This window comes from Pseudoalteromonas undina (assembly GCF_000238275.3).
GTDB lineage: Bacteria > Pseudomonadota > Gammaproteobacteria > Enterobacterales > Alteromonadaceae > Pseudoalteromonas > Pseudoalteromonas undina.
The window spans coordinates 577,343-591,280 of sequence record NZ_AHCF03000003.1; the positions used below are offsets into that span (position 1 = coordinate 577,343).

13 protein-coding genes are annotated in these 13,938 nt (G+C 39.1%); 6 read left to right on the forward strand and 7 right to left on the reverse strand.

From position 1 onward, the window contains the following. Together PUND_RS06325 and smpB are read right to left on the reverse strand one after the other, a co-directional pair. Positions 1-2,595 carry a TonB-dependent receptor gene (locus PUND_RS06325; protein WP_010387964.1) on the reverse strand — a complete coding sequence of 865 codons (2,595 nt, stop codon included), beginning with the start codon at positions 2,593-2,595 and terminating at the stop codon, positions 1-3. A gap of 291 nt (positions 2,596-2,886) precedes the next feature. Continuing rightward, positions 2,887-3,366: an SsrA-binding protein SmpB gene (gene smpB, locus PUND_RS06330; protein WP_008109102.1), complete on the reverse strand. Its 480-nt coding sequence runs from the start codon at positions 3,364-3,366 to the stop codon at positions 2,887-2,889. A gap of 148 nt (positions 3,367-3,514) precedes the next feature. On the opposite strand from smpB, the gene PUND_RS06335 reads away from it, so the two are divergent. Together PUND_RS06335 and PUND_RS06340 are read left to right on the forward strand one after the other, a co-directional pair. Continuing rightward, entirely contained in the window at positions 3,515-3,955 is a 441-nt protein-coding gene (locus tag PUND_RS06335) for a type II toxin-antitoxin system RatA family toxin (RefSeq protein ID WP_010387967.1), read from the forward strand. After that, on the forward strand, positions 3,952-4,275 hold the full coding sequence (locus PUND_RS06340; RefSeq protein ID WP_010387968.1) for an RnfH family protein: 324 nt from the start codon (positions 3,952-3,954) through the stop codon (positions 4,273-4,275). The genes PUND_RS06335 and PUND_RS06340 overlap by 4 nt, the downstream gene beginning before the upstream one ends. A 54-nt stretch (positions 4,276-4,329) precedes the next feature. Here PUND_RS06340 and PUND_RS06345 read toward each other — a convergent pair whose 3' ends face one another. Then, the gene (locus tag PUND_RS06345) at positions 4,330-4,689 is read right to left on the reverse strand and encodes an outer membrane protein assembly factor BamE (RefSeq protein WP_010387969.1); all 360 of its coding nucleotides are present in this window, start codon (positions 4,687-4,689) and stop codon (positions 4,330-4,332) included. A gap of 106 nt (positions 4,690-4,795) precedes the next feature. Between PUND_RS06345 and PUND_RS06350 the strand changes: the two genes are divergently transcribed. Then, on the forward strand, positions 4,796-5,137 hold the full coding sequence (locus tag PUND_RS06350; RefSeq protein WP_021033156.1) for a GIY-YIG nuclease family protein: 342 nt from the start codon (positions 4,796-4,798) through the stop codon (positions 5,135-5,137). On the opposite strand, the gene PUND_RS06355 is transcribed toward PUND_RS06350, so the two are convergent. The 4 genes from PUND_RS06355 to ilvC form a co-directional block, all read right to left on the reverse strand. Next, positions 5,083-5,856 (reverse strand): M28 family peptidase, encoded by a 774-nt coding sequence (locus PUND_RS06355; protein ID WP_010387973.1) that lies wholly within the window; start codon positions 5,854-5,856, stop codon positions 5,083-5,085. The genes PUND_RS06350 and PUND_RS06355 overlap by 55 nt on opposite strands. 139 nt (positions 5,857-5,995) lie before the next feature. After that, a complete protein-coding gene (locus PUND_RS06360) occupies positions 5,996-7,186 on the reverse strand; it encodes a tetratricopeptide repeat protein (protein ID WP_010387975.1) in 1,191 nt (396 codons plus the stop codon). A gap of 77 nt (positions 7,187-7,263) precedes the next feature. Then, entirely contained in the window at positions 7,264-9,183 is a 1,920-nt protein-coding gene (locus PUND_RS06365; RefSeq protein ID WP_010387976.1) for a methyl-accepting chemotaxis protein, read from the reverse strand. Positions 9,184-9,330: 147 nt separating this feature from the next. Then, positions 9,331-10,803 carry a ketol-acid reductoisomerase gene (gene ilvC / locus PUND_RS06370; RefSeq protein WP_010387978.1) on the reverse strand — a complete coding sequence of 491 codons (1,473 nt, stop codon included), beginning with the start codon at positions 10,801-10,803 and terminating at the stop codon, positions 9,331-9,333. Between the two features lie 137 nt (positions 10,804-10,940). On the opposite strand from ilvC, the gene ilvY reads away from it, so the two are divergent. The 3 genes from ilvY to PUND_RS06385 all read left to right on the forward strand — a co-directional run bounded on the left by ilvY (position 10,941) and on the right by PUND_RS06385 (position 13,934). Then, positions 10,941-11,846, forward strand: coding sequence for an HTH-type transcriptional activator IlvY (gene ilvY / locus PUND_RS06375; RefSeq protein ID WP_010387979.1), 906 nt, complete (start codon positions 10,941-10,943; stop codon positions 11,844-11,846). Between the two features lie 90 nt (positions 11,847-11,936). Further along, positions 11,937-12,983, forward strand: a complete 1,047-nt coding sequence (locus PUND_RS06380; RefSeq protein ID WP_010387980.1) for a GGDEF domain-containing protein — start codon at positions 11,937-11,939, stop codon at positions 12,981-12,983. A gap of 111 nt (positions 12,984-13,094) precedes the next feature. Then, entirely contained in the window at positions 13,095-13,934 is an 840-nt protein-coding gene (locus tag PUND_RS06385) for a MipA/OmpV family protein (RefSeq protein WP_010387981.1), read from the forward strand. The last annotated feature ends 4 nt before the right edge of the window (positions 13,935-13,938 follow it).

Sequence of the window (13,938 nt, forward strand, 5' to 3'; positions counted from 1 at the left end):
TTAAAACGAAAAGCTCACTTTAGTGTAAATGTAACGACCTCGAGGGTTATGTACACCCGATGCGTAACCATACAGATCTGAATCACCATCACCAATTGCAAATGGTGGCTCTTCATCAAATAAGTTATTAACACCTAACGATACTTTAGCTGACTCAGTAATACGATATGAGGTTTGTAAATCAACCAATACTTGAGAATCAACAGTACGTGATGTATTACTATCGAAGTCTAAGTTGCCATCGAAATCGATATCTGGCGTATCTTCAAACTCACCCACATAACTAATGTTCATGTTCGTGTTGAATTGGCCAATTTCCCAGTTTGTTGAGAAAATCCAACGGTGCTCTGGGTAACCATATTCACCGGTGTAATCGCGGCCGTCTTTTTCAAATTTATCTTGGTAAGCCCACTCTAAATTGAATTTCAGTAAGCCTAAATCATCCAGTGAATGGTTGTAGTTTGCTGAAATATCTACGCCAGAAACTTCTTGTGATGAAACGTTTTCAAAAGTACTGAAAATCTTTTGAATAGTTCCTAGGCTGTCTGTACCTGATGGTGGTAAGCGAACACATACTGTACTATTTTGGTTATTACACTCTGAGTTGTAAATTGGACCAAACTCTTGCTCATCAATCTTATTATCTTGGGTGATACTCCACACATCAACACTTAAACCAAAGTCAGTTGTGGGTGCCCAAATAAACCCGACATTCCAAGATTCAGACTCTTCAGCTTCTAAATCTGGGTTACCGGCAAATTCAATGTTGTAATCTAGCGCATCACAATCTTTACCTGTTGCATCACAGCGGTAGTTATCAATAAAAAACTGACTCTCCTGAGATGGCCCTAAACCTACTTGTGCCAGTGAAGGTGCTCTAAAGCCTTGCGCCCAAGAACCACGAACTGTGATTTCATCAGTAGGTGCCCAGCGTAAAGCGACTTTAGGATTTGTGGTGGTACCAAAGTCACTGTAATCATCGTAACGACCTGCAAGTTGTAGTTCTAAGTTCTCAGCAAGTGGAATTGAAAACTCTACATAGGCAGCGTATTGGTCGCGCTCTGCGGCAGCTGAAACTGACTCGGTACCAAAGATTAATCCACGTTGAAATTGATCATCTGGCGTATCAGTCACGTCTTCTTCGCGGTATTCAATACCGGCTGCCATCATGACAACATCATCACCAAAGTTAAATGCTTCACCTGAGATGTTAGCATCGAACGACGTCATATGAGACTCACCTTGGCGAACCAAGCTTGTAGTAATCCTGTCAATTACAGCCGGATCGTTGTAAGTGCCGCCAAATGGATTGTAGTTGCCAGCGTCAATTTCTTGTTGTAAGAAGTCGGTGCGAACCCAACCTTGTGAGCGATCGCCTGTTTGTAATGACTTGCTACGACCTTTTTGTACCGCTGTTTCCCAACTCCAGTCGTTAATTTCACCTTTTAAACCAGCAACAAAACGTAATGTATCTGATTCGATATCCCATTGACGCGCGCCCGCATCCACTGTTCTGTATCGACCAATTTCTATATCTTGACCGAACGGGTTATTTGGATGATTCCCTGGTACAGTTAAACCTGCATCTTCATCGAGTGGCGTTGGTGCACCCGCTGCAACTGAGCTGTTATGCTGTACAGCCATTTCTAAAAAGCCGGTGATGCCATTGTCAAAACGGTATTCAAATTGTGAGATTGCGCCCACACGTTCTGATGCAGGGGCAATATAGCCGAATGGACCATAGTCAAATAAACAACTACCGCTTGATGTTGCGTTTTCTGCAGGACATGCAGGGTCGATTGTTTTAACGCCATCAACATAGAAGTAGCCAGGGAAACCACGTGAAGAACGGAAATCTTCACCGCCATATGGAGACTGATTAGCGGTACCTAAGCGGCCCATTTCATCTGATGATAAAGAAGTGTTTTTAAAGTAATCAATAATAACGGATGCACTACTTTTTGCACTTGTTGTACCCCAAACAATGCTAGCCGTGGTTTCTTCATAGTTAGGACCATCTGTGCCGCCGTAACCTAAATTAACTTCAATACCGTCGATGTCTTTTTTCAAGATAACGTTTACAACACCTGCTACAGCATCAGAGCCATAGATTGCTGATGCGCCATCTTTTAAAATATCAATACGTTCGATTGCTGAAACAGGAATACTGTTTATATCAACAAATGAGTTGGTGATCCCTTCTGCAAATGCGCTTATAGCAACACGACGACCATTAATAAGTACCAAGGTAGCATCAGCCCCTAAACCACGAAGGCTGACGGCAGCCGAACCATTAGCGGTCGAGTCTTGGTTATTACCTCGGGTTGAAAAGGTACCATTACCTGCAACAGGCATTCTTTCAAGCAGCTGTTGTAGGTTGTCATAACCCATGTTTTCGATGTCTTCTTTATTAATGGATTGTACTGGTGATGGGCCTTCTATATCGGAACGTTTGATACGAGAGCCTGTTACTTGAATACGTTCTACTTTTTCTGCAGTTTGCTGTGCAGCATAAGTTGTTGTACTAAAACCTGCTGACAATGCGATAGTAGCACCGATGATTAAGCTCGGTGTAAATGCAATTGATTGCTTCATCCTTAAGTCCTTGTTGATATGTTATAATTTACTTGTTTTTACAAGTCGAATTATTAATACCATGTAACTTAAGTGTTATCAATTAGCCGCAAAGATGATTTTGTTATCGGCACGAATATGTACTTATTTTCTTAATAAAGGAAAACGATGGGATACTCGCTATCTGGTGCGGGAGGGGGGTCTTCTCATTATTTAAAAATAAATCACCGAGCGACTTTAATTTGTAATAATTTGTATTTTGCTAAAAATTTAATTAAAAAAAACGCCTAACATGATGTTAGACGTTTTTATTTAAACTTTATGTTTCATTAAACGTTCTTTTTCACGGGACCAATCTTTATTTTTGCCGTCTTCACGTTTGTCATGCATTTTCTTACCTTTAGCTAAATGGAATTCAAGCTTCACCCAGCATTTTTTCCAATACATAGCGGTGGCAACTAATGAATAACCATCACGTTCAGTTGCACCAACTAAGCGGTCAAGCTCACGCCTGCTTAGTAGTAATTTACGGTAACGTAGCGGGTCACAAATAACATGGGTCGATGCGCTATTTAAAGGCTGAATGGTACTGCCTAATAAAAATGCTTCACCGTTTTTAAGATGAATATAAGTTTCAGAGATATTTACTTTACCTGCTCGGATACTTTTTACTTCCCAGCCTTGGAGTTCAACACCTGCTTCAAACTTGTCGTGTAAAAAATACTCGTGTCGCGCTTTTTTATTTAGCGCGATGGTATTACTTGTCGATTTTGATGAATTTTTCTTAGCCATAGTGCCCTATAATATACGTTATACAAGATGTTTTACATCGATTTTTTTAAATTATACATGCAAAAGCGAAGGATTAATTTAAGCGCGATGAAAGTTTGGGGAAACGCACAAAGCTTGCTAAAATTCCTGCACACAGTTGGGAGTGAGTATGCCACAAATAGAAAAAAGCGCGCTGGTTATGTACAGCACTAAAGAGATGTTTGATCTAGTCAATGATGTAGAAGCCTATTCACAGTTTTTACCTAATTGTTCAGACTCAAAAATTATTAAGCAGCATGATAATAACATGACCGCTAGTTTAGAAATATCTAAAGCCGGCATAAAAAAATGGTTTACCACTGAAAATACGCTAATTGATGAGAAAACAGTGATGCTTCGCTTGGTTGATGGTCCTTTTAAAACCCTACAAGGTCGCTGGCACTTTCAGCAATTAGATACGCATGCGTGTAAGGTTAATTTACAGTTAGATTTTGAGTTTTCAAGTAAGCTCATAGAGCTGGCGTTTGGTAAAATTTTTAATGATGTGGCTAAAAACATGGTGAGTGCGTTTACTCAACGTGCAAAAACCGTGTATGGAGAACGTGCATGATCAATATTGAAGTTGTGTTCGCTTTACCTACTAAGGCAACCACGTTAAATATAGAAGTGCTGCAAGGCACAACGGCTGAGCAAGCGGTAATACAATCAGGGATTATTAAAAAGTGCCCTGAGATTGATGCAACCGATTTAACTTTAGGCGTATGGAACAGAACGGTGAAGCTAAATCATGAGCTTAAAGATGGCGACAGAATTGAAATTTACCGCCCATTAATTGCCGACCCTAAAGATGCTCGCAGAAAACGCGCCGAAAAAGCTAAAGAAGAGGGCCGCGCTAATAAAGTCACTGGTGGCCGGCCGTTAGAACGTTAGATACAAAAAAGGTGAGCCATGCTCACCTTTTTTAATTAAACCTTAAGAGCTTTCTTATTGCTCTAAAGGCGTTGTAAAGTTTTCTGGCTGCTCATAGTCGCCCGATACTGTAACTAGCTTTTCATTTTCAAAGTTTAGTACTAATGATTTAAACTGTTCATTAGCACGTCCTTTATTGAAGCTGTATACATAACGCCAAGTATTTTTATCGAAGGCGTCTTCGGCAATGGGTCTGCCTAATACGTAAATTACTTGTTCGCGAGTCATATTAACGCGAAGCTTATCAACGTCTGATTGTTCTAAAAAGTTACCTTGAGGGATGTTGATTCTGTATACCCAGCTAGAACAACCTGCGGCTGAACTAAGCGTTAAAGCGACGATAAGCCAAAGAGAAAAAGTTTTTAACGACTGCATTGTTAGTTGTGATCCTTATTTTTTATAATCTGCATGATACCGATTAGTCACTCAAGGTAAAACCCTTTTGAGTAATTGTTTTTGTTTAGCGCGTTAAGGCGAGGTTTTGACCATTAATAATCAAAAAAGTTTAAACAATGAGTTGTGCAAAATTAAAAATAAACCGCCAACTTGGTCACTTTATATTGTGCAAACACGGTTTGGTCATTGGTATACCGGTATTACTGTTGATGTTGCTCGACGTATCGCTACTCATCAAGCAGGTAAAGGAGCAAAAAACCTCAAAGGTAAAGGGCCGCTTATGCTGATTCATCAACAACAAGTAGGTACTAAAAGCGACGCAAGCAAATTAGAATATGCGATAAAAAAACTTCCACGAGCAAAAAAAGAGGCTTATGTTGCTGCTTTTAAAGAGGGAGTTAATACCGCGGAGTTTGTCAAAAGCTGATTAATAAATTCCTCAATTAGCAATACGGCTTCTTGATAGAGGGGAGCGTTAATATTTTCGAGCGTATCTTTGGCACTATGGTGGTAGTTATCTGCCCCCATAGAAAAGTACACATACGGAATTTTTTGTTTAGCGAATGAATAATGGTCGCTGGCTCTGCGCCAATCTATTTGTTTCGTGTTGGTGAGTCGGCTCATTTTTCGTGATGAATAAACAGGCTTTAATTTGATCTTGTCCCCGTTAATCTGAGTAAATAACGGATTAAGCTGGGCTTTTAAAGATCGACTTGTTAGCGCGTATAAACGCTTATGTGACTTTTTAATTGCCAACATATCTAAGTTAATATTTAAAACAATCGGGAGCTGGCGTATTGTTTTAGCAAAGTGCTCACTGCCGTGTAAACCATTTTCTTCAGCGTCTGTTGCAACAAACATAAAACGATATGAAGAAGAATCCGTTAGCGCATTCGATAAATAAAGTAATGCAGCAACACCCGAGGCATTATCGTTAGCACCTGGGTGTAATTTTCCTGCTTTTAGACCTAGATGATCATAATGCGCAGTAATAACAATTACAGGTAAATCTTTTACAGTATTAGTGGCAATAATATTAACGCCTTGTGCGCTAGAGAATAGCCCTGAGGAATAAGTAAAAGATTGTTCACTTACTGTAAGTTGATGCTCTTTGAAGCGTGTTTTTAAATACTCCCTTGTGAGCAAGGCTGCATGGCTATTCGTTTTTCTACCAGCTAACTCCGAGCTGGTTAATATAGTTAAATCAGCTAATAATTGCGGCTCAATCTGTTTACAAAGGCCGCTCCAACTTATAAAAACTATGATACAGGTTAAGCTAAATAATTTAATGATGATTCGCCTTAGCGGTGAGTGACTTTAATGCGATAAGCTTATTGTCATAGCGCTGTTTTTCATGATCAAAGTCTGCTTTTTTTCTAGCTTTACGCAAATGAAACTCCGCTCTAGTTATATTATTTAATTCAAAATAACTGCGCGCTAGCCCAAAGTGGCTTTCATGAAGTGTCGGTGACATAGCGTTTGCTTTTTTATAATGGCTAATTGCATTTGCGTAATCACCATTCACATAGTCACTGTTACCAAGCGATATATGATAGTAAGGGTTTTCTTGGCGCTTTTTGTCAAGCTTTGCCAATAGCTTTTCGCCTTCGGCTACTCTATTTGTAAGTTTATATAATAATGCTAAATTACCTTGCGCAGTATTATCATTGGCGTTTAAGGCAATAGCATAGCTGTACATTTGCTCCGCTTGCTTTAAATCATCTAATTGTTTAAAGAGTACCCCTAAATTGCCCCAGCTAGCACTAAATGAAGCATCGGTATTAGTTGCGGCTTTGAAATAGCTATACGCTAAATCATAGTGTTTATTTACCAGTGCCTCACCGCCTTTATTATTATAAAACATGGCGGTCACTCGTTTTTTTGACAGCGATGAGGTTGTAAAACGGGCTTGTCGGCTATTGGGGTCAAAATCAATAATTAAGCGCTTATTACGCTGATAAACAAGTGAGCTGTCTTTGAGCTTAGTTTTATTGTCTATGGCAAGGTTGATGTGCCCAGTGAGTAAATTAAATCCTTGATTTAACGCCCAGTACTCAGGAACATGTACTTTTTGAAAGCGGGCTTTAAGGCCTAAATGTTCGGCTAAGCTATACGCTAAAATAGAGAGGGAAAGACAATTAGCATTTAAATTTTGATAGCTTTGAGACGCCGTTTGTGTGCTAGTAGATTGGTAAGATAGTGAGTTATCACCATTTGTGAGTAAAAAACTAAGTAGACTATAGGCAATTTTATCAGCCGATTTATTTTTTTGTACATAAGCACTTAATTGCTGTTTGAGACTCTGGTCGAGTTGAAATATTTGCTGCTCAGACTCGATAGGCTGCTGTTGAAGTTGCATTGGGGGAGTAATAATAGGGATTGGCACGCTTAAATTGGCGTTATTTGTAGTGCTACACGCACTTAAACTCAGCAAGCAGACAGCCAGTAAATAATGTTTACCTTGAACAGCACTCATACACACCTCTGTACAAAAAACACACTTAAGTATAGTGGTTATTTTGTACAGAGGTTATTTAAAACGTAACAAACTATTTAACGCTGCTGATTAAACGTGGCAACTAGCGCATCAAGTGTTTGTGCGCTGGTGGCTAAGTCACGAATTGCTTGTTCGGTATTTATTTGTTCACTCATTGATTTATCACTGATCTCACTAATTTGCTCAATACTTCCACCCACATCGTTCACTACACTGCTTTGTTGTTCGGTGGCTGTGGCAATTAGAGTTGCCATATCGTTAATTTCATTCGCTGTTTCAGTAATAGTATTAAGTAACTCAACCGAGTTTTGCATTGCGCTAACGCTTTGTTGGGCTTTATTTTTTGATTGGCTAATATCATTTACAACATCATCTGAAATTTGAGTGAGCTCTTCAATCATTGATTGAATTTCAGTGGTTGATTGCGACGTACGATTTGCCAGTGCTCTTACTTCGTCAGCAACGACAGCAAAACCTCGACCATGTTCACCTGCACGTGCAGATTCAATGGCTGCATTGAGAGCCAGTAAGTTGGTTTGCTCTGAAATCCCTCTAATTGAATCTACAATACTGGCAATGTCTATGGTTTTTTTAGAAAGCAGTGCAACTTGCTCGGTAATACCATCGATGTCGCTGGCAAGGGCTGAGATTGTCGTCTGGCTTTGTAATACTTGTTGATGGCTTTGTTTGGTATTATCGCGACTATCGTTGGTTAACTTAGCTGCATTCGCTGCACTTTGTGCTATTTCTTGCACTGTAGCGCCCATTTCATTGATCGCTGCAGCAACTGAAATAGTTTGCTCTTTTTGTTTATCCAGCGCTAAGGAGTTTTGTTTTGCTTGCGCAAAGACATGATCAGAACTTTGACGAATACCATGGCTTTCATCAGCGACTTGCACAATGGCGGTTTCTATTTTATCAATAAACTGGTTGAACCCTGACGTTAAATTATTGAGTTCAGGTTGAGGTGATGCTGGTAGGCGATACGCTAAATTAGCATCACCGCGGCCTAAACGAGAAAACAACTCCGCCATTTTTGATAACGGTGAGGCTAAAGAGCGAGCTAACAAGTAACTGATCACGCTTGCGATAAGTGCTGTAATGATAGTGAATGTGAATATTTGCCACTCGAGGGTGTTTACACTTGCGAATACCTCGCTTTTTGGTACTTGAGCCAACACAAATAAGTCGGTGTTTTTAATTGGTGTGGCAGCAATCAGCGTGGCTTGTCCGTTAATATTTACTTCTTCTAAAGTAAAACCATTTTCATCAAGTAATTTGTTATGAATATTAGCACTGTAAATACTATCTATATTAACCTTAGCGACTTTAGCTGCATCTTTGTGTAGCTGAATTAAGCCACTTTCATCGGCAATAAATACAAATCCTGACTGCTCAATTTTAAATTGCTGTAGTAGCTTTTGCATATCAGTAATGCTTTTTGCTAAGCCCGCCAAGCCGAATCCATTAGGCTGTTGGTGATTAACAAACATTTTTACATCGTTTGCCGACTCTTGATAAATACTGATTGAATAAGGTTGTTTTGATTGGGTAAAAGTAAAAAACCAACCATCTGCAGCATCATTTTTCAACACCCGTAAAAAGCCATCTTGATTCCAATATTGCGCGGTATTTTTATTTGCCCACGAAGCAGTTGCAAGATCATATTGCTCAACTAAACGATTAAGTTCTTTGAGTAATAACGCATCGTTGGTGCTGCCAGAGTTTGCCCAATCTAAAATAAAGGCATTGGCAGAAAGCTGCTGTGCTGCGCCTAAAAGTTCATTGATCTCCCCACCAATATGATTACTGATTGTTTGCAGCTTGCTTGGCAGTTCTGATTCGATCATGCGTTGCTCAATAATATTCTTTGAGTTATGTAAAGACGTCAAACCAATTAATACAGCAACACAAATAGCAATGATGCTTCCAAGTGCTGTAATTTTTTGAGTAATAGAGAGATTTTGTATCTTCATGGTAGTGCTTATATATTTACAACTGAGGCAATGAGGCGATTATTCTAGCACATTATTTATTTTCGGCTATTGATGATTAATTTACATTAAAAAAGCCCACAGCAAAATGCAAGTGGGCTTGGTTTCTAACAAGTGAAAGTTCTAGGGTTAAACTATTTTTTTCATTGCCGACATATAGCCACGTAATTTAGCACCAACTTTCTCAACAGGATGTTCACGCAGTGCGGTATTTATTTGAATCAAGGTTTGATTATCTACTTGATTACTCTGCTCATTTAAGCCTTTGCCAATAACATCAGTATCAATATCTTGCATAAATTCTTGTAGTAGCGGTAAACATGCATGGTTGTATAAGTAGCAACCATACTCTGCAGTATCTGAAATAGTACGATTCATTTCAAACAGCTTTTTACGTGCAATGGTGTTTGCAATTAACGGCGTTTCATGCAGTGACTCATAATAAGCTGATTCTGCAATAATACCGGCTGCAGTCATGGTTTCAAACGCCAGCTCTACGCCTGCTTTAACCATGGCTACCATTAAAATGCCGTTATCAAAAAACTCTTGCTCAGTAATTTCTACATCACCCGCTGGGGTTTTCTCAAAATGAGTTTCCGCGGTTTCAGCACGCCATTTTAGTAGGTTAGCGTCATCATTTGCCCAGTCTTCCATCATGACTCGTGAAAATGTGCCATCGATAATGTCATCTTGATGTTTGTTATACAGTGGGCGCATGATTACTTTTAATTGCTCGCTTAATTCAAACGCTTTTACTTTGGCTGGGTTTGATAGGCGGTCAAGCATATTAGTAACACCGCCATACTTAAGTGCTTCTGTGATCACTTCCCAGCCATATTGAATTAGCTTTGAGGCATAACCGGCATCAAGGCCTTTATCAATCATTTTATCAAAACATAAAATAGAGCCCGTTTGTAGCATGCCACATAAAATGGTTTGCTCACCCATTAAGTCAGACTTAACCTCGGCGATAAACGATGATTTAAGTACTCCCGCTCGATGACCACCCGTACCTGCGGCATAGGCTTTTGCTTGTGCCAAACCATGACCCTGAGGATCATTCTCGGGGTGAACCGCAATGAGTGTTGGTACACCAAAGCCGCGCTTATACTCTTCACGTACTTCTGAACCAGGGCATTTTGGTGCAACCATAATAACGGTAATGTCTTCACGAACTTGCATGCCCTCTTCAACAATATTAAAGCCATGTGAATAGGCAAGGGTTGAGCCGTGTTTCATTAATGGCATGATGGCATTAACAACCGCAGTGTGTTGTTTATCAGGCGTTAAGTTAAGTACTACATCGGCTGTTGGGATTAATTCTTCATATGTACCCACTTTAAAACCATTTTCCGATGCATTTAAGAATGACTGACGACGCTCAGCAATTGCTGAATCACGTAGTGTATAGGCTACATCTAAACCAGAATCACGTAAATTTAAACCTTGATTTAAGCCCTGTGCGCCACAGCCTACAATTACCAATTTTTTACCTTTAAGTGCAGCAACACCGTCGTTAAATTCGTCTGCGCCCATAAATTCACATTGTGCCAATTGCGCTAATTGTTCGCGTAAAGGTAAGCTATTAAAATAATTTGCCATGATAAGTTTCCCATTAATTCAGTTTGTTAGATGCAATGCTTTTGCTTTGCTTGGAATAACCATATGAAAATTCTTTTCTTGCGTAAAATGATATATTTGAATTAAAGTGTTTCACAATATGAAATACCGGTGTTGTTATGGATCATAAGCATTTAAATTACTTTTTGGCGTTGGCAAAAACGCTTCATTTCTCTCGTGCCAGTGAGTTATGCCACATAAGTGCGCCTACTTTAAGTCGTAATATTAAGCAGTTAGAAGATGAAGTAGGGGTGATGTTGTTCCAGCGAGATAATCGCAGTGTCAAGCTTACTCGCGAAGGCGTTGCATTTAAGGAGTATGCTAGTGCAACGCTTAGTAATTGGCAGCGTTTTAAGGCCAATTTAAACGAACCGCAACAACATATTTATGGCAATGTGAGTCTTTATTGCTCTGTTACTGCATCTTATAGTTTTTTGCATCATATTTTGGAGCAGCTCAGGGCTCAGCATCAGCATATTGAAATCACCTTAAATACGGGCGACCCTGCTCTGGCAATAAATCGTGTATTAGACGGTCACGAATCCATGGCTATTGCAGCTAGGCCCAGTAAATTACCTGCACAAATTGCATTTGTAGATATTGGTTACTCGCCACTGGTATTAATTGCGCCCACTATTCAATGTCCGATCACAGAAAAGCTAACTAATAACAGCGAGACTATTGATTGGTCTGAGCTTGAATTTATTGTTGCTGAACAAGGGTTTTCACGACAAAGGTTAGAGCAGTGGTGGCGAAAAAATAACGTGCAAGGAAAAATCTATGCACAAGTCGCTGGGCATGAGGCTATGGTATCTATGGTGAGTTTGGGCTTAGGCGTGGCCATGATCCCAAAAATTGTTCTCGATAATAGCCCTTTAAACGATAAAGTTCAGATTTTGGATAGCAAAGATGAGCCCCCACAAGGTTTTAAAATTGGCCTAGCGGTATTACATAAAGAATTAAACGATCCTGCTATTAGTGCACTGTGGAATATTGCACAAAATATGGGAGAAAACATAATATAGGCTTGTTGGATGATAAAAAAGTGTTAATATAAGCCACTAATATTTATGTGTTTATTAACATCTTTGTTGTGATGTCTGAGAGTTTCAATTATGGATAATACTGCCTCACTTGCTCATTCTGCCCAGTGTTTAAAAAAAGCCATTCCACTTATGGTGAAGTACAAAATGCCAGTAACGCCAATAAACTATGCGATTTGGTACTGTTATGTACAGGGCGATAACCCGCAACTAAATACAGAGCTTGATAAAGTTATCGGTCAGCACAATACTTGCTCAGCTCAAAATGCACAGGAAATATTTGATAAATACATAAACGACGAAGAATTAGCGTTTTTTCAACAAATGTCTGAAAAATTTCATGGTACGGTAGAGCAAGTACAGTTTGACTTGAGTGACTCCATTCAGTATTCAAAAAGCTTTACTACTTCGTTAGTTGACTCTCAAAATGAGTTAAAAACACTCTCTAGCATTAACTCATTTAATGAAATTCTATCTTGTGTTGAACGTCTAACAGATGAATCAATCGCAATGCAAGATTATGCTCGAGGTTTCCAAACTAAATTAGCGCAAGCATATAATGAGATAAAAGATTTAAGAGAAGCCCTCACTATGACTCAAGAAGCGGTTGATAAAGATTCACTAACGGGGTTATTTAATCGCGGTAAGTTTGATACTGACATAGTCGAGTTTTGTCTTCATGCATCTTCACAAGATGAGCAATCTAAGTTAGCCGTGTTAATAATGTTCGATATTGATCACTTCAAGCGTTTTAATGACGATTTTGGTCACCAAAAAGGCGACGAGGTACTCAAACTTGTTGCTCAGAAAGTTCAAAATTGTGTGCAAGAACAATATAATGCGTATCGATTCGGTGGTGAAGAATTTTGTATTACAGGTTACTTTGATAGCATTAATGATGTGATGACATTCTGCAATCAGTTGCGTTTGAGTATTGCTAAATTAACTATTCGTAAAAAAGAAGATAGCGATAATAAACGTAATATCTCAGCAAGTTTTGGTATTGCTTTAATGGAGCCTTTTAGTAAAAGCTGTTTATTAGTAGAAAAGGCTGATAGAGCACTTTATTTAGCTAAAACCCATGGTCGAAATCGAGTTGAAATAGCCGCCAATTTGTAAACGTGTTCCGTTTGTATCAAATTTGTTAATGATTGTAACCCTCTAGAGCTTGTACTTATACTACTTGCTACTATAGGGTTAAAGCCACTTTATAAACTAGTGAATAACCCCATGGTGTTACATCTGAGAATAAAAATATGCATTTTATTGGCGTTGTTTAGCGCTAATGCCATTGCTCAGACGCAGCAACATATCTCTACTGATGAACTTAAAATGAGTGTCAGCTTAGGGGGAGGGGTGATCAGTAACCCTTTACATGGTGCAGACAACATTCCTTTGGTGGTGGTTCCACAAGTGGCTTATTATGGCCAGAATTGGTTTTTTGATAACGGTCGTTTAGGCTACTCTTTTATACAAAGTGATACGCATAACATTAGCTTTGTGTCAGAAATTAACCCAGAATCACGATTTTTTATTGACTGGCATCCGCAAAATATATTCCCGCTCACAGCAACGGCTAATAACGAAATATTAGAATCGCAACACATTGAATCTCCTCGCCAGATTAATATTAATAACATTCAAAAAAGACGAGTGGTGCTGGATGCCGGCGTCAGTTATGTTTTTGTAAAACAACAACATGTTTTTTCTGCGCAATTATTGCATGACGTAAACAGTGTTTATAATAGCTTTAGGGGCTCGCTACAATGGCAATACCATTTTGATCTTAAGGTGTTAGAACTTAAATCGACCTTAGGCGTAAACTACAAATCAGCACAACTAAATAACTACTTTTATGGCTTAAACAAGACAGAATCTTTATATGGTGAAATAGAAGTTGGTAGTAGCTGGCAACCTTATGCTAAAATCGACGTCCGTTGGCCGGTAGGTAAAGCCAACGCACTTCGTTTTCATTTAGCATATTATGACTATTCAGCAATGGATAGCAGTCCGCTCTTTGAACATGACTATTCAATGACCGCCTTTATAGGATTCGAACATACATTTTAATATG